The 21,009-nt window shown below is 40.7% G+C and carries 16 protein-coding genes; 12 read left to right on the forward strand and 4 right to left on the reverse strand.

The features are described from left to right. From sdhA to IF202_RS04310, 11 genes are all read left to right on the forward strand, one after another. Positions 1-1,773 (forward strand): succinate dehydrogenase flavoprotein subunit, encoded by a 1,773-nt coding sequence (gene sdhA, locus IF202_RS04260; protein ID WP_191593612.1) that lies wholly within the window; start codon positions 1-3, stop codon positions 1,771-1,773. Between the two features lie 12 nt (positions 1,774-1,785). Beyond that, entirely contained in the window at positions 1,786-2,490 is a 705-nt protein-coding gene (locus IF202_RS04265; protein WP_191593613.1) for a succinate dehydrogenase iron-sulfur subunit, read from the forward strand. A gap of 370 nt (positions 2,491-2,860) precedes the next feature. Beyond that, the gene (locus IF202_RS04270) at positions 2,861-5,698 is read left to right on the forward strand and encodes a 2-oxoglutarate dehydrogenase E1 component (RefSeq protein ID WP_191593614.1); all 2,838 of its coding nucleotides are present in this window, start codon (positions 2,861-2,863) and stop codon (positions 5,696-5,698) included. 33 nt (positions 5,699-5,731) lie between these two features. Further along, positions 5,732-7,261: a 2-oxoglutarate dehydrogenase complex dihydrolipoyllysine-residue succinyltransferase gene (gene odhB / locus IF202_RS04275; RefSeq protein ID WP_191593615.1), complete on the forward strand. Its 1,530-nt coding sequence runs from the start codon at positions 5,732-5,734 to the stop codon at positions 7,259-7,261. Positions 7,262-7,397: 136 nt separating this feature from the next. Beyond that, a complete protein-coding gene (lpdA, locus tag IF202_RS04280) occupies positions 7,398-8,837 on the forward strand; it encodes a dihydrolipoyl dehydrogenase (protein ID WP_191593616.1) in 1,440 nt (479 codons plus the stop codon). A 94-nt stretch (positions 8,838-8,931) separates the two neighbouring features. After that, positions 8,932-10,098, forward strand: coding sequence for an ADP-forming succinate--CoA ligase subunit beta (gene sucC, locus IF202_RS04285; RefSeq protein WP_191593617.1), 1,167 nt, complete (start codon positions 8,932-8,934; stop codon positions 10,096-10,098). Positions 10,099-10,100: 2 nt separating this feature from the next. Beyond that, the gene (gene sucD / locus IF202_RS04290; protein ID WP_036162314.1) at positions 10,101-10,973 is read left to right on the forward strand and encodes a succinate--CoA ligase subunit alpha; all 873 of its coding nucleotides are present in this window, start codon (positions 10,101-10,103) and stop codon (positions 10,971-10,973) included. A gap of 105 nt (positions 10,974-11,078) precedes the next feature. Then, positions 11,079-11,282 (forward strand): cysteine-rich CWC family protein, encoded by a 204-nt coding sequence (locus tag IF202_RS04295; protein ID WP_191593618.1) that lies wholly within the window; start codon positions 11,079-11,081, stop codon positions 11,280-11,282. Positions 11,283-11,314: 32 nt separating this feature from the next. Next, on the forward strand, positions 11,315-12,538 hold the full coding sequence (lhgO, locus tag IF202_RS04300) for an L-2-hydroxyglutarate oxidase (protein WP_191593619.1): 1,224 nt from the start codon (positions 11,315-11,317) through the stop codon (positions 12,536-12,538). A gap of 496 nt (positions 12,539-13,034) precedes the next feature. Continuing rightward, positions 13,035-14,117, forward strand: a complete 1,083-nt coding sequence (locus tag IF202_RS04305) for a class I mannose-6-phosphate isomerase (RefSeq protein ID WP_191593620.1) — start codon at positions 13,035-13,037, stop codon at positions 14,115-14,117. Positions 14,118-14,173: 56 nt separating this feature from the next. Then, on the forward strand, positions 14,174-15,061 hold the full coding sequence (locus IF202_RS04310; RefSeq protein ID WP_191593621.1) for an NAD(P)-dependent oxidoreductase: 888 nt from the start codon (positions 14,174-14,176) through the stop codon (positions 15,059-15,061). Positions 15,062-15,221: 160 nt separating this feature from the next. Here IF202_RS04310 and IF202_RS04315 read toward each other — a convergent pair whose 3' ends face one another. The 4 genes from IF202_RS04315 to IF202_RS04330 form a co-directional block, all read right to left on the reverse strand. Continuing rightward, the gene (locus IF202_RS04315) at positions 15,222-16,532 is read right to left on the reverse strand and encodes a TRAP transporter large permease (protein WP_191593622.1); all 1,311 of its coding nucleotides are present in this window, start codon (positions 16,530-16,532) and stop codon (positions 15,222-15,224) included. Then, positions 16,529-17,026 (reverse strand): TRAP transporter small permease, encoded by a 498-nt coding sequence (locus IF202_RS04320; RefSeq protein WP_191593623.1) that lies wholly within the window; start codon positions 17,024-17,026, stop codon positions 16,529-16,531. The genes IF202_RS04315 and IF202_RS04320 overlap by 4 nt, the downstream gene beginning before the upstream one ends. Before the next feature lie 98 nt (positions 17,027-17,124). Continuing rightward, complete coding sequence (locus IF202_RS04325) at positions 17,125-18,123, reverse strand: TRAP transporter substrate-binding protein (RefSeq protein WP_206705353.1); 999 nt, start codon at positions 18,121-18,123, stop codon at positions 17,125-17,127. A gap of 279 nt (positions 18,124-18,402) precedes the next feature. Further along, positions 18,403-19,170: an FCD domain-containing protein gene (locus IF202_RS04330; RefSeq protein ID WP_191593624.1), complete on the reverse strand. Its 768-nt coding sequence runs from the start codon at positions 19,168-19,170 to the stop codon at positions 18,403-18,405. 365 nt (positions 19,171-19,535) lie between these two features. On the opposite strand from IF202_RS04330, the gene IF202_RS04335 reads away from it, so the two are divergent. Beyond that, positions 19,536-21,008: a mannitol dehydrogenase family protein gene (locus IF202_RS04335; RefSeq protein ID WP_191593625.1), complete on the forward strand. Its 1,473-nt coding sequence runs from the start codon at positions 19,536-19,538 to the stop codon at positions 21,006-21,008. Position 21,009: the final 1 nt, after the last annotated feature.

Raw genomic sequence — 21,009 nt, forward strand, 5'->3', positions numbered from 1 at the left:
ATGGCAAATATTCGTACACTTTCTTTTGATGCCATTGTTATTGGTGGTGGCGGCGCTGGTATGCGCGCTGCACTTCAATTAACAGAATCTGGTTTAAATACGGCCTGTGTTACTAAGGTTTTTCCAACACGTTCACATACAGTATCTGCTCAAGGTGGTATTACTTGTGCGATTGCAAGTGATGATCCGAATGATGATTGGCGCTGGCACATGTATGACTCTGTTAAAGGGTCAGATTACATCGGTGACCAAGATGCGATTGAATATATGTGTTCTGTTGGCCCGCAAGCTGTTTTTGAATTAGAGCACATGGGCTTACCATTTTCTCGTACAGAGCAAGGTCGCATATATCAGCGTCCATTTGGTGGCCAATCTAAAGATTTTGGTAAAGGTGGGCAGGCTGCTCGTACTTGTGCTGCAGCGGACAGAACTGGTCATGCGCTTCTACATACACTTTATCAAGGTAACCTTAAAGGTGGTACAACATTCCTTAACGAATGGTACGCGACTGACCTAGTAAAAAATAACGAAGACGAAGTTGTTGGTGTTATTGCAATTTGTATTGAAACTGGCGAAACAGTTTATCTAAAAGCTAAGGCTACAGTTATTGCAACAGGTGGTGCAGGTCGTATTTTCCAATCAACGACGAATGCTCACATTAATACTGGTGACGGTGTTGGTATGGCTTTGCGTGCTGGTTTTCCGATGCAAGATATGGAAATGTGGCAGTTTCATCCAACGGGAATTTACGGTGCAGGTACGCTTGTAACGGAAGGTTGTCGTGGTGAAGGAGGTTATCTAATTAATAAAGACGGTGAGCGCTTCATGGAGCGTTATGCGCCAAACGCAAAAGATCTTGCTGGCCGTGACGTTGTTGCTCGCTCTATGGTTCTTGAAATCCTAGAAGGTCGAGGATGTGGTCCTAAAGGCGATCACGTATTGCTTAAGCTTGATCACTTAGGTGAAGAAACGTTGAATCAGCGCCTTCCAGGAATTCTTGAGTTATCTCGTACTTTTGCTCATGTTGATCCAGTTAAAGAGCCAATTCCTGTTATTCCTACTTGTCATTATATGATGGGTGGTATTCCAACTAATATTGGTGGGCAGGCGCTTAAAACAAATGACGCGGGTGAAGATGTTATTATCGGTGGTCTTTACGCTTGTGGTGAAGCTGCTTGTGTATCTGTTCATGGGGCAAACCGTCTAGGTGGTAATTCATTACTTGATTTGGTTGTGTTTGGCCGAGCTGTTGGTCTTCAAGTTAAAAAATCCTTGGACGAAGGGTTTGAATTGCTGGATGCAGATAACGCCAATGTTGAGAAAGCAATGGTTCGTTTGAATCGACTCAATGGGACTACTGGTGGTGAAAGCGTCGCTCAAGTCCGTGACGATTTGCAAAGTGTTATGCAGCTTTATTTTGGTGTATTCCGCGATGGTGATGCCATGCAGAAAGGTTTGGAGCAGCTTCAAGAAATTCGTAAGCGTGTTGAAAACTTGCATCTTGAAGATAAGAGTCAGGCATTTAACACGGCTCGTATTGAAGCGCTTGAACTTGAAAACCTATTGGAAGTTGCTGAGGCGACTGCTATTCCTGCTGAATTCCGTAAGGAGAGCCGTGGCGCTCATGCTCGTAACGATTTCACTGAACGTGATGATGAAAATTGGTTGAAACACTCGGTGTTCCATCCAGGTGATAAGAAAGTGACTAAGCGTGATGTAAACTTTGCGCCAAAAACTATGGAAGCTTTCCCACCTAAAATTCGTTCATACTAAGGAGTTGTGTCAATGTTAGTTAGTATTTATCGCTACAACCCTGAGAAGGACGATGCTCCTTACATGCAGGATTATCAAATTGAGTTGCCAGAAGGTAAAGACCTGATGGTACTTGATGTGTTGAATTTATTAAAAGCTCAGGATCCAAGTATTTCCTACCGTCGTTCATGCCGTGAAGGTGTGTGTGGTTCAGATGGTATGAATATGTCGGGCAAAAATGGTTTGGCTTGTATTACGCCAGTATCAGAAGCGCTTAAAAATGGTAAGTTAATACTACGTCCGCTTCCTGGTTTGCCAGTAGTGCGTGACCTTGTTATTGATATGGGACAATTTTATAAACAATATGAAAAAATTCGTCCGTATTTGATCAATGATGCACCAGCTCCAGCAATTGAGCGCTTGCAAAGCCCTGAAGAGCGTGAAAAGCTTGACGGATTATATGAATGTATTCTGTGCGCGTGTTGTTCAACGGCTTGTCCTTCGTTCTGGTGGAACCCAGATAAATTCGTTGGACCGTCCGGTTTGTTGCAAGCTTATCGTTTCTTGGCAGACAGTCGAGATACAGCAACACAAGAGCGCCTGAGCGGTTTAGATGACCCATTCAGTGTTTTTCGTTGTCATGGTATAATGAACTGTGTCAACGTTTGTCCTAAGGGTTTAAACCCTACTAAGGCAATTGGTAATATTCGTACTATGCTTTTGCAGAGAGCAACGTAATTATGCTCTGTGTGGTCCTTAATAGTGTTTTAATGTGATCACCAAAAGTTGGCGGCTTGAATAATGATTCAATGCCGCCATTTTGCATGTTCTAGTAGTGGATTATGCAACAAAAAGAATTTAAAATTTGACCTTTGCGAACACGGATGTACTAAGAAAAGCAACTAACTTAGTGATTATGGATTCAGGATCTTTCATTTTTATATGAATTGTTCTTAGTGGCTTAGTATTGAACGTAAAGGGCGAAAGTAGCTGTAAGTAAACAAAATAATCGAGGCTTTATAGTCTTACGGGCCTGATAAAATGATCGATCTGATTATAGATTGATACCGGACCCCGGTAGCTGGCTCGAACATAAGGGTGATCGAGAATGCACGAAAGTTTAATGGAGTTGCTGTGGAGCACTTCTCATTTTTCAGGTGGAAACTTGGAGTATGTTGAAGACTTGTTTGAAAGCTACCTCGTCGATCCGAACTCAGTATCGGAAGAATGGCGAAAATGTTTTGATCAATTGCCTCGCGTAAGTGAAGCACAATCAACTGATGTTCCTCATTCAGTGATTCAAGAACAGTTTCTACAAATTGGTAAAAATAAGTTTCGCTCAATGCCTGTTTCTTCAGGCTCTGTTGCGACTTCTGACCATGAGCAGAAACAAATTAATGTTTTACAACTGATCAATGCTTATCGAGTGCGTGGGCATCAACATGCAACACTTGATCCGCTTGGACTGCAAAAGCGTGAAAAAGTCGCAGATCTAGAGATTGGTTACCATCAATTAACAGGTGCTGATTTAGATACTGAGTTTAATGTTGGTTCTTTATTCTTTAATAAAGAGTCAATGAAGTTAGGTGACATAATATCTGACCTCGAAAAAACTTACTGCAATAGCGTTGGTTATGAATTCATGCACATTGTAGATACGCAAGAAAAAGCGTGGTTACAACAACGTGTTGAGTCGGTTAGATCTCGTCCTGAATATTCTCAAGAAACTCGTGAAAGCCTTTTGGAGCGTTTGACTGCAGCTGAAGGACTAGAGAAATACCTTGCTAGTCGTTACCCAGGTGCGAAACGTTTTGGGCTTGAGGGTGCCGAGAGTTTAATTCCAATGATCAACGAGTTGATACAGCGTTCTGGTTCCCTTGGAGCAAAAGAAGTTGTTATCGGTATGGCTCACCGTGGTCGTCTTAATGTATTGGTTAACACGCTAGGTAAAAACCCTAAAGATTTGTTTGACGAATTTGAAGGTAAGAAGCTTGTTAATACGTCTGGTGATGTTAAATACCACCAAGGTTTTTCTTCTAATGTGATGACGACTGGCGGCGAAGTACATATTGCCTTGTCATTTAACCCATCGCATTTAGAAATTGTATCTCCTGTTGTTGAAGGTTCTGTTCGAGCTCGCCAAGACCGTCGTAAAGACACTTCGGGACACACCGTTGTACCTATTTCCATTCATGGTGATGCTGCTTTTGCTGGTCAAGGTGTAGTGATGGAGACATTCCAGATGTCTCAAACACGCGCTTACCGTACGGGTGGTACTGTTCATATTGTTATCAACAACCAAGTTGGTTTTACAACAAACCGTCAGGAAGACTCACGCTCTAGTGAATATGCAACGGATGTTGCAAAAATCATACAGGCGCCTATCTTCCATGTTAATGGTGATGATCCAGAGGCCGTGTTATTTGTTACACAGCTTGCCTTGGATTACCGTTACGAATTTGGTCGTGATGTTGTTATCGATATGGTTTGTTACCGTCGTCGTGGACACAACGAGACAGATGAGCCTTCTGGTACTCAGCCTTTGATGTACAGCGTTATTAGTAAGCTGAAAACAACGCGTACTTTGTATTCGGAAAGTTTGGTTGCTCAATCTGTTGTCACTCAAGAAGCCGCTGACCAAATGGTAAATGAAAACCGCGAAGATCTAGATAATGCTCGTCATGTATCTAAGAGCTTGGTGCTTGAATCACAATATAAAAGCTTTGTTGATTGGAAACCTTACATTGGGGTTGAATGGACAGATGCAGGTGATACCACTTATCCGTTAGCTGAATTACAACAAGTTGCGAAGAAACTAACGTCGGTTCCTGATGGTGTTGTTATTCAGCGCCAAGTACATAAAATTTATCAAGATCGCGATAAAATGACTGCAGGCGCATTACCTCTAAACTGGGGTTATGCTGAAACATTAGCGTTTGCTACCTTGCTTGAACAGGATTATCCGATTCGTATTACAGGTCAGGATTCTGGTCGTGGTACTTTCTCCCATCGACATGCTGTGATCCATAGTCAAAAAGATGGTAGTACTTATATTCCTTTGAAGCATTTGTCAGAAAACCAACCTACGTTGGATCTTTATGACTCTTACCTTTCAGAAGAAGCAGTACTGGCATTTGAATATGGTTATGCAAGTACATCGCCTAAAGGTCTTGTCATTTGGGAAGCTCAATTTGGTGATTTTGCCAATGGTGCCCAAGTGGTTATTGACCAGTTTATTACGAGTGGCGAGCACAAATGGGGGCGCTTATGCGGTCTTACTATGCTATTGCCACATGGTTATGAAGGTCAGGGTCCTGAGCATTCATCTGCAAGACTAGAACGATTTTTGCAGCTTTGTGCTGAATACAATATTCAAGTTTGTGTTCCAACAACGCCTGCTCAAATTTTCCACATTATACGTCGTCAAGCGATCAGACCTATGCGTCGACCGCTAATCATAATGTCTCCTAAGAGTTTGTTGCGTCATAAACAAGCGATATCGACATTAGAAGATTTGGCAGAAGGAAGCTTTAAAACAGTATTGCCTGAGTCATCTGAGACGATTGCTACAGATAAAGTGAAGCGTATAGTTCTTTGTAGCGGTAAAGTTTATTACGATTTGATTAACCGTCGTGAAGAACTTAAAAATGAAGATGTTGCTGTAATTCGTTTGGAGCAATTATATCCGTTCCCATACGCTGACCTTGAGTCTGTGTTAGAACAATATAAAAATGTTGAGAGTTTGGTTTGGTGTCAAGAAGAACCTAAAAACCAAGGTGCTTGGCATGCCAATCGTCACCGTATGAATCGAGTATTGGAAAAACTGTATCCAGAATTGAAAATCCGTTTTGCGGGTCGAATTTCATCTGCTGCACCAGCAGCTGGTTATATGTCTATCCATGTTGAAGAACAAGAAGCACTGGTCAACGACGCACTAGTTGGTTAGTACCATGGCCTGTCAGAGAGATAAGGGTATAAAATGAGTATTGAAATTAAAGCACCTACTTTTCCAGAATCTGTAGCCGACGGAACCGTTGCTACTTGGCACAAACAACCAGGCGAAGCCTGTGCACGTGATGAGCATATTGTTGACATCGAGACAGATAAAGTTGTCTTAGAAGTTGTTGCACCTGCTGATGGCGTACTTAAAGATATATTGAAAGCAGAAGGCGACATCGTATTAAGCGATGAAGTTTTAGCTATTTTTGAATCTGGTGCTGCTGCAGCCCCAGCTGAGAAATCTGCTCCAGTTGAAAAAACAGCGGCTCCTGTCGCTGCTGCTCCAGCAGCATCTGCGGCGACAGCGTCAGAATCTGTTGAAATTAAAGCACCAGTGTTTCCTGAATCTGTTGCTGATGGTACGGTTGCAACTTGGTACAAACAGCCTGGTGAAGCTTGCTCTCGTGACGAACATATTGTTGATATTGAAACCGACAAAGTAGTTTTAGAAGTGGTTGCTCCAGCTGATGGTGTGATGGGTGATATTCTAAAACCAGAAGGTGAAACTGTATTAAGTAACGAAGTGCTTGCTAGCTTCTTAGTTGGTGCTTCTGCTGGAGGTTCAACTCCTGTTGCTGAAGCGGCACCGGTTGCTGCAACTGAAAGTGATGAAGATGGCGTAGCTGGTCCTGCGGCTCGTAAAGCATTGGCTGAAGCTGGTTTAACCGTTGCTCAAGTTAAAGGTACTGGCAAAGGCGGACGTATTACTAAAGAAGACGTTGATGCTGCAGTTAAAGCGAAACCTGCAGCAGCACCTGTTGCCGCTAAATCGGCTCCAGCTGCGTTACCAGCTCTTGGTGATGATGGTCGTATTGAAAAACGTGTGCCAATGACTCGTTTGCGTGCAACTATTGCCAAACGTCTTGTTGAAGCTCAGCAAACAGCTGCTTTGTTGACAACTTATAACGAAGTTAACATGGGTCCAATCATGGAGCTTCGTAAGAAATACAAAGAAGAGTTCATCAAGGCTCATAACGGTACTAAGCTTGGTTTTATGTCTTTCTTTGTTAAAGCGGCAACAGAAGCGCTTAAACGTTTCCCTGCTGTAAATGCATCAATTGATGGCAATGACATGGTTTACCATGGCTACCAAGATATTGGTGTTGCTGTTTCTACTAGCCGTGGCTTGATGGTTCCTGTATTACGTAATACAGAAGCAATGGGCTTAGCTGATATCGAATCTAACATCATGGACTTCGCTCTTCGTGGCCGTGATGGCAAGTTGGGTATGGAAGATATGCAAGGTGGTACTTTCACTATTACTAATGGTGGTACTTTTGGTTCTTTGCTATCCACTCCAATTATTAATCCACCACAAACAGCTATCTTGGGTATGCATAAAATCCAAGAGCGCCCAATGGCTGTTAATGGTCAGGTTGTTATCCAGCCTATGATGTATCTAGCCTTGTCTTACGACCATCGTATGATTGATGGTAAAGAAGCGGTACAGTTCTTGGTAACAATTAAAGACTTGCTAGAAGATCCAGCTCGTCTATTACTTGAAATCTAAGGCATTAAATTCTCAGCGTTAAGCGCTGAGAAACTTAAAATTTGAGTATTCGTACCAATTTTTAGGTATGAATTGATCCTGTAGCAGCGTTTAGATAAAGCGTTGCTCAGTTTGACTGAAAAATATGGAACCTCTTATGTCTGATAAATTTGATGTTGTTGTAATTGGTGGCGGCCCTGGTGGCTATGTTGCTGCAATTCGTGCCGCTCAGCTAGGTCTGAAAACAGCATGTATTGAAAAATGGTTAGACAAAGACAACAAGCCTCGTTTAGGTGGTACTTGTTTGAATGTTGGTTGTATTCCTTCTAAAGCGTTATTAGATTCTTCTCATAAGTACCATGATGCGAAAGAAGCTTACGGCGTACACGGAATTAGCGTCAGTGACGTTGCTATGAACGTTGATACAATGGTTGATCGAAAAGACAAAATCGTTGATCAATTAACAAGTGGTATTACTGGCCTTTTTAAAGCCAATGGCGTAACAAGCTTTGAAGGTTTTGGTAAAGTTCTAGCCAATAAAAAAGTAGAGTTCACAGCGCATGACGGTACAGTTACTGTTATTGATGCTGACAACGTTATTTTGGCAACAGGCTCTATTCCTGTAAATATCCCACCTGCACCACGTACTGGTGACATCATCGTTGATAACGAAGGTGCATTAGACTTCCGCGCGGTTCCTAAGCGTTTGGGTGTGATCGGTGCTGGTGTAATCGGACTAGAATTGGGCTCTGTATGGGCTCGTCTTGGTTCTGAAGTTGTTGTATTAGAAGCACAAGATTCATTCTTAAGTGTTTGTGACCAAGACCTTGCTAAAGAAGCGGCTAAAATCTTCAAAAAACAAGATCTAGATGTACGTTTAGGCGCTCGTGTTACTGGAAGTCAAATCAACGGTGAAGAAGTTGAAGTAACTTACCTTGATGCAAAAGGCGAAGAGCAGAAACAAACGTTTGATAAACTAATTGTAGCGGTTGGTCGTAAGCCATTCACTCAAGGTTGTTTCTCTGACGATTCAGGTGTGAAATTAGACGAACGTGGTTTCGTTTTTGTTGATGAGCAATGCCGAACTTCTGTTCCGGGTGTTTTTGCCATTGGTGATATTGTTCGCGGTCCAATGCTTGCTCATAAAGCATCTGAAGAAGGTGTTATGGTTGCAGACATTATTGCAGGCCACAAAGCACAAATGAATTACGATTGCATACCTTCTGTTATTTATACTCACCCAGAATTAGCTTGGGTTGGTAAAAATGAGCAAGAACTTAAAGCGGAAGGCGTTAAGTTTAAAGTAGGTAAATTCCCATTCGCGGCATCTGGTCGTGCAATGGCAGCCAACGATACTGATGGCTTCGTTAAAATGATTGCTTGTGAAGAAACAGATCGCATTTTGGGTTGTCATATCATTGGCGGCCATGCAGCGGATTTGATCGCACAAGCGGTTATTGCAATGGAGTTTGGTTCTACGGCAGAAGATATCGCCTTGACTGTATTTGCTCACCCAACAGTAAGTGAAGCAGTGCATGAAGCGGCATTAGCAGTAGATGGCCATGCTATCCACATTGCAAACCGTAAAAAGCGTTAATAGTAATTTAGATTTGCCGGCTTTTTTTAGCCGGCATTTTCTGTTTTAAAAAAACAGAACTTATGTCAACCATTCAGATGAGCGGAAGAATCAAATGAACTTACATGAATATCAGGCTAAACAGCTTTTTGCTGAATACGGTCTGCCAGTATCTACAGGGTACGCAGTAGACACGCCGGAAGCGGCGGTTGAAGCAGCGAAAAAAATTGGCGGTGACAAATGGGTTGTTAAAGCTCAGGTTCATGCCGGTGGTCGCGGTAAAGCAGGCGGTGTAAAACTTGTTGATTCTTATGAAGAAGTTGCTGCGTTTACAAAAAACTGGATCGGTAAGAACCTAGTTACTTACCAAACTGACGAAAAAGGTCAGCCAGTTGCTAAGGTTCTTGTTGAATCTTGCACAGACATAGCTAATGAGTTGTATCTTGGTGCAGTTGTTGACCGTTCAACTCGTAAAGTTGTATTCATGGCCTCTACAGAAGGCGGTGTTGAGATTGAGAAAGTAGCTGAGGAAACACCTGAGCTAATCCACAAAGCGATCATTGATCCTTTGGTTGGCGCTCAACCTTACCAAGCTCGTGAATTAGCATTTAAATTGGGTCTTAATCCAGTTCAAATCAAGCAATTCACTAAAGTATTCCTTGGTTTGTCTCAAATGTTCCACGACTATGATTTCGCATTGCTTGAAATCAACCCGTTGGTAATCACTGACGAAGGTAACCTTCATTGTCTAGATGGCAAAATTGGTATCGACAGCAACGCTGTTTACCGTCAGAAGAAAATGCAAGAGTTCCACGATCCGTCTCAAGAAGACGAGCGTGAAGCTCATGCAGCACAATGGGAACTTAACTACGTTGCCCTAGACGGAAACGTTGGTTGCATGGTTAACGGTGCCGGCCTAGCAATGGGTACAATGGATATCGTAAACCTACATGGCGGCAAACCTGCTAACTTCCTAGACGTAGGTGGCGGCGCGACAAAAGAACGTGTAGCTGAAGCATTCAAAATCATTCTTTCTGATGACAATGTTAAAGCTGTATTGGTTAACATCTTTGGTGGCATTGTACGTTGTGACATGATCGCTGAAGGTATTATCGGTGCCGTTGAACAAGTAGGTGTTACAGTGCCTGTTGTTGTTCGTCTTGAAGGTACAAATGCTGATCTTGGTCGTGAAGTACTAGCGAAATCTGATCTTGATATTATCGCGGCTACAAGTCTTAAAGATGCAGCTATTCAAGTTGTTAAAGCTGCGGAGGGCAAATAATAATGTCTGTATTAATTAATAAAGATACTAAAGTCATCTGTCAGGGTTTCACTGGCGGTCAAGGTACTTTCCATTCCGAGCAAGCAATTGCATACGGTACAAAAATGGTTGGTGGTGTTACTCCTGGTAAAGGTGGTCAAACTCACCTAGGTCTACCAGTTTTCAACACAGTAAAAGAAGCGGTTGAGCAAACTGGTGCTGAAGCATCTGTAATCTATGTACCTGCTCCTTTTTGTAAAGACTCTATTCTTGAAGCGGCTAACTCTGGTATCAAACTAATCGTTTGTATCACTGAGGGTATTCCGACTCTTGATATGCTTGACTGTAAAGTTGCTTGTGATGCATTAGGTGTTCGTCTTATCGGACCTAACTGCCCAGGTGTTATCACTCCTGGCGAATGTAAAATCGGCATCATGCCTGGCCATATCCATATGCCAGGTAAAGTAGGTATTGTATCTCGTTCTGGTACTTTGACTTATGAAGCTGTTAAGCAAACTACTGACGCTGGCTTTGGTCAATCTACTTGTGTAGGTATCGGTGGTGATCCAATTCCAGGTACTAACTTCATCGACGTATTGGAAATGTTCCAAAACGATCCACAGACTGAAGCGATTGTTATGATCGGTGAAATCGGTGGTACTGCTGAAGAAGAAGCGGCTGCTTACATCAAAGCAAACGTTACTAAGCCTGTTGTATCTTACATTGCTGGTGTTACTGCACCTGCTGGTAAGCGTATGGGTCATGCTGGCGCGATCATTTCTGGTGGTAAAGGTACTGCAGATGAGAAATTTGCAGCACTAGAAGACGCTGGTGTTAAAACGGTTCGCTCTTTAGCAGACATCGGTGCTGGCCTTAAAGAAATTACTGGCTGGTAAGCAAGTGCTTCTTAGTGCTCTTTAATGCACGATAGATGATAAAAATCCCTGTCTCGGCAGGGATTTTTTTTGCATGGAAATAATTCTGATTCATGGTGATGACGTATGAATTGTCCATTTTGTCTTACAGATAATCGCTGTGCCATTAATGAAAAGCAGTCTTGTTGGTGTTTTACAATGACCATTCCTGATTGCATGCTTGAGCTTGTTCCTAGTCAGAAAAAAGATAAAGTGTGTATTTGTCGATCTTGTATCGAGCTTTATAACAACGATCCTGAAAACTTCCTAAACATTTTCCGATCAGTTTAGGCGTATTTTTATTTTAGAAAGGAAATAACAACGTGGATAACGTATCAAATAATTCGAAATATGACATCGCTGTTATAGGTGCTGGTATTGTTGGTTTATCAACGGCTTGGCAGTTACTTCAACGTTATCCTGAATACAAAATTGTATTGATTGAAAAAGAAGTCGAAGTTGGTTTACACCAAACTGGTCATAACTCAGGCGTGATACACGCAGGTGTATATTATGCGCCGGGTAGCCTTAAAGCGGATTTTTGTCAAAGAGGGGCTGCTGCAACCAAAGCTTTTTGTCGAGAGCACGATATTGATTTTGACGAATGCGGTAAGTTGTTGGTGGCAACAAACGCCACAGAACATGAACGTATGAATGCGTTGTTTGAACGTTGCCAAGAAAATAAGTTAGAAGTAAACAAACTAGATCAAGCTCAACTAAAGGAAAGAGAGCCGAATGTAAAAGGTCTCGCTGCTTTATTTGTTCCTTCCACAGGTATTGTTAACTACCGTAAAATTTGTCAAAAGCTAGCAGAAATTTTTGTTCAAAAGGGTGGTGAAATTCGTCTTAATAGCCAGGTGAAAAAACTTACAGAAAGCCATGAACAAGTAATTATTACGCTAAACCATGATGTGATTAGTTCCTCTTATTTGGTTAGTTGTAGTGGATTGATGGCAGATAGGTTAACTAAAATGCTAGATATTCCGACAGATTTTCAAATTATTCCTTTTAGAGGCGAATATTACCAATTGCCAGCCAAGCACAACCAGATAGTTAACCATCTTATTTATCCTATTCCTGATCCAGAGTTACCTTTTTTAGGGGTACATTTAACACGCATGATTGACGGTTCTGTAACTGTGGGTCCAAATGCAGTTCAGGGTTGGAAGCGTGAAGGTTACGATCGAATTAACATTAGTCCACGAGACATATTTGAAATGGTGCGCTTTTCAGGTTTTTGGAAGTTACTTAAAAATCATTGGCGAACAGGGTTGATAGAAACCAAAAACTCTTGGTATAAACCAGGTTATCTGGCTCAAGTCAGAAAGTATTGTGATCAAATTAATTTGGGTGATTTACAGGATTACCCAGCTGGAATTCGAGCGCAAGCCGTTCTAAGTGATGGAAGCTTAGTCCATGATTTCTTGTTTGCTCAAAGTCCTCGTACCTTGCATGTATGTAATGCTCCATCACCTGCAGCTACTAGTGCCTTTCCTATTGGTGAGCATATTGTGCAAAAGTTAGAGCGACAAATAGCATCGAAATAGTGTGTGAGATGGCTACTTGAAAAGAAAAAAGGAGTCTAAGAAAGGCTCCTTTTCGGTTACTACTGACAAATTTAAAACAGTGATAGCTCAACAGATGGATATTCAATTGCATAAAGACGTTTATACAAAATAGCTTAGTACACAATTAATGTTATCTCAGCAAAGGGTGCAAACAGCAATGCATTTATCTACGGATAATATTTCTTATACTCTGCGTTAAATACTATTTACCTTTCAAAAGTTTTAATGTCTTTAGTTAGAACGAAAATCAAAATATATTATTTTAATAAGTTCTATCTGATAACATACAAATGTGTATTTTTTGCGACTTAGTTAATCTCTCTAGGTAACCTCTTAGCCATTTCTGTATAATAATATTATTGCTAATAAGTACCGATATTGTATTTTTAGCTTAAATTTAAATTCAAGTATAAAAAATGAAAGTATTTACCGTTAAATATGTCAATATCAACCACATTTAATAAATGGAATAATTATGAATTATAAAAATAAACTTGTTCGTTTTACTCCAAATCGTGTATGGCGTACCTACACAGGTGGCAAAATTCTAGATCAGATGGAGCAAAAATCCATACCTGAAGACACACACTTTCCTGAAGATTGGATTGGTTCAACAACGCAAGCTGTTAACCCAGATAGGGAGCATATCTTTGAAGGTGTCTCTCATGCCACTGTCGGTGAAGAGTCGATTCGTTTTGACGAGTTGATTGCTGCCGACCCTAGCTATTTTCTAGGGGAGGAACATACAAAATCATTCAATTTAAATCCTATGTTGTTGGTTAAATTTTTAGACTCTTCTGTTCGTTTACATTTCCAAGCACATCCTACCGCTGAGTTTGCTCGTGAACACCTCAATAGTAATCACGGTAAAGCAGAAGGTTACTACATTCTTGATGTTCGTGAAGGTACGGATCCTTACGTTTATGTTGGCTTTCAATACCCGCCGTCACGTGCGGATTTTAAGAAGATGATTGAAGATCAAGATATTAATGCAATGGAAGCTTGTTTTGAAAAAGTACCAGTCAAACCTGGGGATTGTTTGTACATTCCGGGTGGTTCACCTCATGCCATTGGTGAAGGCATTTTGATGGTTGAAATCATGGAGCCTTCTGACTGGGCTGTGCGTTTTGAATTTTCAAAAGGAGGTTACACTATGCCAGAAGAGGCTCGATTCATGAAACGAGATCTTGAGTTCTGTATGGATGTGTTTGATTTCACTCAATTATCTGTTGAACAAGCAATCGATAAATTTTATCAATACCCAAAAATTGAACGCCACTATTCAGATAGCTCTTTCCAAGAAAGGTTGATTAATGAAAATGTCACAGATAAATTCCGTGTGAAAAAATCGACCATTACTGGAACTGTGGAAAAAGCTGAGAAAGACTTCTACATTGGCATCGTGGTTACTGGCGAATGCAGTATTAAGATAGGCGAAGAAACTACACAGCTGAAAAAGCTTGATCGATTTTTTTGCCCAGCAGGCGTTGATGCTGTAACTATCTGTGCTGAGTCTGGCGTAGAAATACTTGAATGTTATCCACCTGCAGTTAAATAAAATAATCCCTAGAGAGGCTTTGTCTCTATAACAACATTATTTATTGAGAGGACAGAATGACAAAATTAAAAATTGGATTTATTGGTCTTGGTTTAATGGGTGCAGCTATGGTTGAGCGTCTGCAATCTAAAGGGTACTCGTTAACTGTGATGGGAAATGTATCCCGCCCAAGAATTGATGCCGCTGTTGCTGCTGGTGCAGTAGAAGCATCAACAGCACGTGCTGTGGCGGAAGTCAGTGATATCGTCATGTTATGCATGGATACATCTGCTTCGGTAGAAGGTCGTATGCGTGGTTCAGATGGTGTGATCAGCGGGCTGAAGCCAGGAACTGTTGTGATTGATTTTGGTACATCTTTACCAGCGTCAACTATTGCATTAGGTGAAGAGGTTGCGGCAGCAGGCTGCGCTTATCTTGACGGACCTTTAGGTAGAACTCCAGCGCATGCGGTTGATGGTCTACTTAATATTATGTGTTCTGGCGATGAAGACGCCTTTGAAAAAATCCGACCAGTACTGGAAGATTTAGGTGAAAACGTTTTCCATCTAGGTAAATTAGGCTCAGGTAATACCATTAAACTAATCAACAACTTCTTTGGTATGACGACTGCAAGTGCAATGGCTGAAGCTTTTGCTATGGCAGACCAAGCTGGGGTATCCCGTGAAAGCTTATATGACGTAATGTCTGCTGGGCCTTTACGTTCAGCTATGATGGACTTTGTTAAAGCTTATGGCGTGGATGGCGATGCCAGTAAGCTTGGTTTCTCTATTCGTAACGCTTCAAAAGATGTTGGTTACTATCGTCAAATGTCGACAGATTTGGGCGCAAAATCAATCATGTCAACCAGCACGAGTGAAGCCTTTACGACAGCGGTAGATCAAGGTCGTGGTGATAGCATGGTTTCAGAAATGGTTGATTTTTTCTCTGAGAATCTAACAAAATAAAAACTTTATAAATATCCTAGTTCTTTAAATTAGAAGTAGGGTTATTTAGAATATTAAAAAGGGAGCTATGTATTATCATAAGCTCCCTTTTTTATAGTTATTTTATTTGATATTAAAAAGGGCGAATGTTTTTTATAAATCTTCGCCCTTAAGTTTTTTATTAATTAAATGAATTAGGCATTAATGTTTTTGGTAACCATAAAGATATCTCTGGAAAGATAATAACTAATAGCAAAATAAATAGCATAGGTAAAAGAATAATAATTACTTGCTTTAGTACGCTAATAACATTCATTCCACCAATCGAGGCTGATATAAGAAGACAGAGCCCATAGGGGGGGGTCACCAGTCCAAATGCTAAAGAGATTATTCCTATCATTGCAAACACAATAGGAGAGATATCAGCTTGAATAGCGACAGGTAATAATACAGTACCTAAGATAATGATCGTTGGTATCGCATCAATGAACAAGCCGAAGAACAAGAATAGGAATGCAATAACAAGTGCTGTACCAAAACCACCTAACTGCATATCTGTCATAAAGCCAATGATTAAGCGTGGCACATTATAATAAGCCAGTAACCAACCGAATACAGATGCAGTACCAATCGCAAATAACGAGATTGATGCAAAGCGACCAGTATCATAAAGAATCGTTCCTACTTCTCGTGGTGTTACTGTTCTGTAAACAACCATTCCCAAGAACAAGGAATAACCAGCAGCAATGATTGCACTTTCTGTGGGCGTTACAATACCGGCAACGATACCGAAGATAACAAACACAGGTGTTAACATCGCAAGTGCTGCACCTTTAAAGGCTTGGAAAGTTGATGCTAGAGTTGGTTTCATCGCAATTGGGTAGTTGTACACTTTAGCAAAACCATAAACGGTCGCCATCAAAGCACAACCAATCATTATTCCTGGTATAGCACCCGCTAAGAAGAGAGCACCTACCGAAATCTGCATTACGCCGCCCCAGACAATCATCAAGATGCTAGGTGGGATAATAACCCCCATAACGGATGAACAAGCAGTGATTGCGATTGCAAAGCGTCGGTCATAGCCTTCTTTGATCATGGCTGGGATTAGGATCTTACCGCAACCTGCGGCATCGGCAGTAGATGAACCAGATATACCTGCAAACAACATAGATACAGCGACGTTTACATGTCCTAAGCCACCTGGCATCCAGCCTGTAAGTACTCTGGCTAGATCTATTAATTTATCCGTTATTTTTCCGGAGTTCATTAAGTTAGCTGCTAATAGAAAGAATGGAACAGCTAAAAGAATGAATGAATTATACGACTGAAACATACGGTCGATAATGATAAATGGGTTTAGTCGAACTTCGAGGGCCACTACAGGAATAGTGGCAAGACCTAATGCAAATGCAACAGGAACACGAGCAATAACCAAAAGAAGAAAACCGCCTACTAATAAAGCGCAGGCCAATCCGGTAGTAAGTATCATGAGGCAACCTTTTTAGCAGTAGATCGATATTGTTCAAACGCTTCGAATAGACGGTATAGAGAGAAGACGCACCATAGCAGTCCAGCGAGCGGAACCGTAATATGAATAATTAGCTGGTTTGCATTCATCATTACTGAGTGTTGAATATAGCCAAATTTTGCGTAGTCAATGCCGTACCAAGCGAATAATACGCCGAAAAGTCCGACTAAAATAAGTACAATTGCTTTTTGAATAAACAAAACCAGCGGGTTGGAGCTATCAGGAATCACTTGAACATCAAAATGCATACCGTCCCATACAGCAATCACCGAACCTATCATAACAACCCAAATGAAAATGAATGTAGCTAACTCTTCGGTCCAAAGATAGACAGGGATAACTCCAGTGTAGCGTGCAATAACTTGCATCGCGACAGGGATAATTAACGCTCCGACCAATATCGCTAGCAGTACCCGTAATACGGTACACAGCGATTCCAAACTGCGTTTAATCATAAAAAAACCTTTTAAAGATAGAATGCATTTATCGAAAACAAATATCCCCGTGATCTACATTTAGCTCACGGGGATATCAACGGTAGTAATGCGACTTGTTACTTGGTACGGATAGCTTCAAGTAATTCTGTTGCACCAATGCTTGCTGCAAACTTATCTTGAACAGGCTTAACCATAACTAAAAGTTGTTCGCGGTTAGCGAAATCAGATACTTTAACCTGACCAGCGTCGGCCATTTGTTTAAGCTTGATTGCATCTTCACGAGACTCAAGTTCACGACCAAATGCACCAGCTTCTTTACCTGCTTTCATGATCGCAGCTTGAAGATCCGCTGGTAGTTTACGGAAGCTTTTACCACTGAATACGATTGGACGTACAGTGATTGTGTGAGCTGTTTTTGTAACGTATGGCGCTACTTCATAGAACTTTAAGTTCTGAATACTAGCTGCTTCGTTTTCAAGACCACCAACAACACCAGCTTGAATGGCGTTATATACTTCGTTATAAGCGATAGCTGAAGGTGCAGCACCAATTGCATCGAACACTTGTGCTTGAATAGGCGCGCCCATTACTCGCATTTTGTGACCAGACAATTCTTGTAGGTTACTGATTTTTTTGTTGGAAATAAGGTTACGTGTACCACCACCAGCATAACCAACAATAACGATGTCAGCTTTGTCTGATAATTCTTTTTCAAGTGGAGAAAGAATGTTACTAGATAGTACAGTGTTCCAGTGATCTAAATCACGGAACAAGAAAGGCATATCCATTAATGGGATAGAAGGGGCGAAACGAGCCATATTAGAAGGTGCTAGAATTGTATAATCAATTGCTATACCTTGGTTTAGGTAAGTAACGTAATCTTTTTCAACACCAAGTTCGCCGTTTAAGCGTAAATCGAACTCAACATCGCCTTTGTAATATTGATTAGTTAGTTCGCCGAACTTAACCATTGTTTTAGTGAATGTGTGATTGCCATCAAACATACTTGCGCCACGTAGAGTTGTTGCGCTTGCAGGTGATGCTAATGCTGCGAATGCTGCACCAATTAATGTAGCTTTAACAATTTTTTTTAGGTTTTTATCAAGAGTCATCATTTTTTTATCCTTATTATATGATCCAGTTTTAAAGTGTCTATTTGTAATGCAATAGTACTTAAACAGGTGGTTGAACTATATTTAAAAAAAATCCTTATGTCTAGATGTAGTTTTGTAACTTTTTTTACATTCACTAACTAATTGTTTTAAAAGGTTTTAATTTGTTTTTTTATGAGCGATATAAAAATTTTAAGTAAGTTTAGTATTTAAATCATCACGACCTATTAATTAAGCTGTGTTCTTTTTTAAGTATAGACTGTGATTTTATATGTGTGTTTTTCAAATCTGTACAGGGTTAGAGCTAAATAAATAGCCATCAAAACTTGGGTCTTGATGCTCCGACAACATAAGTAGGGTGTCTTTTACATTCTCTAAATGTCGCCACATTGCCAAACGAGCTGCATCCGGTTTTTTTTGTTGGATGGCTGACAATATTTTTTCATGATCAATTAACCATTTTTTCCTATAAGCTTGATCTGTAATATGTGAGTGGAGTTGTTTCCACATAGGACTATTCTCACGTCGCTCCCATAGATCTTTAACTAAGTCTACCAGAACACTATTCTGAGTTGCTTCTGCGATAGCGAAGTGGAAGAGTTTATCTCCAGCATGCTTATGATCAAGTACATCAATGTTTTGTTTCTCAAGTTCTAAAGCATCACGCATTTTTACAATGTCTTTTTTAGTCGCTTGTGTTGCGGCAAATTCTGCCACATGGCTTTCAAGAAGTTGTCGTGCTTGCATCATCTCAAATGGCCCTGCGTCGTCCGTATCTAATGAAGACTCAAGCTTATTATCAGAAGTGTCTTCTGACGGTTGTTTAATTAAATAGATACCACTGCCTTTACGTATCTCAACCAACTCCATCAGTTCTAACATAATTAATGCTTCGCGAACGACTGCTCGACTCACACCGAGTCGCTCAGCAATGTCGCGCTCGGGTGGTAGTCTATCTCCAACGGCAAAGCGACTCTGTCTAAGTTCTTCATACAATGTGAGTCCAATTTCTTGGTATAGACGTTTAGGTTTGGTTAGTGTGCTTATCATTTATTTTAATTCGCTTAAGGCAGTAAATGATCTTCAATCGTAATCATTATGTAGCTCGCTTTTAACCAGCCTGATTGATTGTGATCTAGGTTTATTTGTGAGATCTAAAAAAGCTCTACTGCAAGAGTATAAATATAAGATTATTTGGTCAACCAATTTATTGTATTGGTTGACCTAAAAAAAACTTTGATTCAGTATATGCATCTTTAGAGTACCTTTAATGATTTATAAAGCGATTCTTAAATAAGAAGAAACCTCATTATTACTGAGATGTCTGTCTTATGGCGGCAGAGCTGAAATACAGTATTTAAAGAGCCAGACCTGCATGGTCGTAGAATGGTGTATAACAAAACTAAGGAACCATCATGGTAACGATAAAAACAACAAAGACCTTGTATAAGCCAGAAAGTGTTGACGTTGGCATAGTTCATATTGGATTAGGTGCTTTTCACCGTGCTCACCAAGCCGTTTACATAGAGAAAAACTTAAACCGTAACCTTGGTGGAAACTGGGGTATTTGCGCTGTGAATATTCGTTCGAACAGCAAGTTGGTTGACCAACTTAAAGTTAATGACTGTCGTTACCATATTGCCGAATACACAGACAGCCACCATGCGAACTTAAGAGAAGTTAGTGCTATAAGAGACGCTTTGTTTGCAGGAGAAGATAAAGAAGCATTGTTTGAAAAGCTGATTTCTTCTAACACTAAAATAGTTACGCTAACAGTGACAGAAAAAGGCTATTACGTAACACCTTCTGATAAAAAGCTTCGTCTAGACGATCCAAGTATTCAACATGATATTCAATCTCCAGACCAGCCTAAAACAGCACCTGGAATATTAGTCGAAGCCTTGTTTAGAAGAAGAGAACTGGGCCTTCCCGCGTTTACCGTTTTATCTTGTGACAATATGCCAAACAACGGTGCTTTAACCCGCACTGCTGTTTGTGAACTTGCTGCTTATCGTTCGACAGAATTTGCGCAATGGGTTCAAAATAATGTGGCATTTCCTAGCTCAATGGTCGATAGAATCGTTCCAGCTATGTCTGAAGAGTCGAAAAATCGCTTACATACAGAACTGAATTGCAATGACCAAAATGCCGTAATGTGTGAAGCCTTTAGTCAATGGGTAGTTGAAGATAATTTTCCATTAGGGCGACCAGATTGGGAATTAGACGGTGTACAAATGGTAGACGATGTTCACCCATTTGAAACCATGAAATTGCGTTTACTTAATGGTAGTCATTCATTACTTGCTTATGTTGGCTCCGCAGCAAAATTAGAAACTGTTGCTGATGCGGTTGCAGACCCAAAATTCATTACATTGATTCGTCACTATATGACCTTTGAAGCATTGCCAACATTAGATATGCCAGACGGAATTAATGTACAAAACTATATAGAAAGCCTTATTAGTCGCTTTGCTAATGACAGCTTGCAACATAAGCTGTCTCAAATCGCCATGGATGGATCTCAAAAAATCCCTCAACGCTGGTTGGCTGGCGCAGCAGAGCTCTTAGCTCAACAAAAAAACATGTCAGCAACCGCTTTAGGTGTTGCCGCTTGGGTTCTCTATGCACGAGGAAAAGATTTAGAAGGCGATTTTCATAAAGTAGATGATCCAATGTCTGACGTATTAAGGGAATTGCATGCTTTGCACAAGAGCCCTGAAGACCTAATTCGAAGTGTGTTGGCAATTAGCGATATTTTTCCTAAGGCATTCAGTGAAGATAAAACCTTTTGCAAATCAGTTTTAAATACTTATTTAGCAATGACATCTAACGGTGTGGCGGCTTGTTTGCAGTTCGACCACCTAAAAACGACTAATCTCGGAGAATAAA

The sequence above is a fragment of the Marinomonas colpomeniae genome, assembly GCF_014803385.1.
Classification (GTDB): Bacteria; Pseudomonadota; Gammaproteobacteria; order Pseudomonadales; family Marinomonadaceae; genus Marinomonas; species Marinomonas colpomeniae.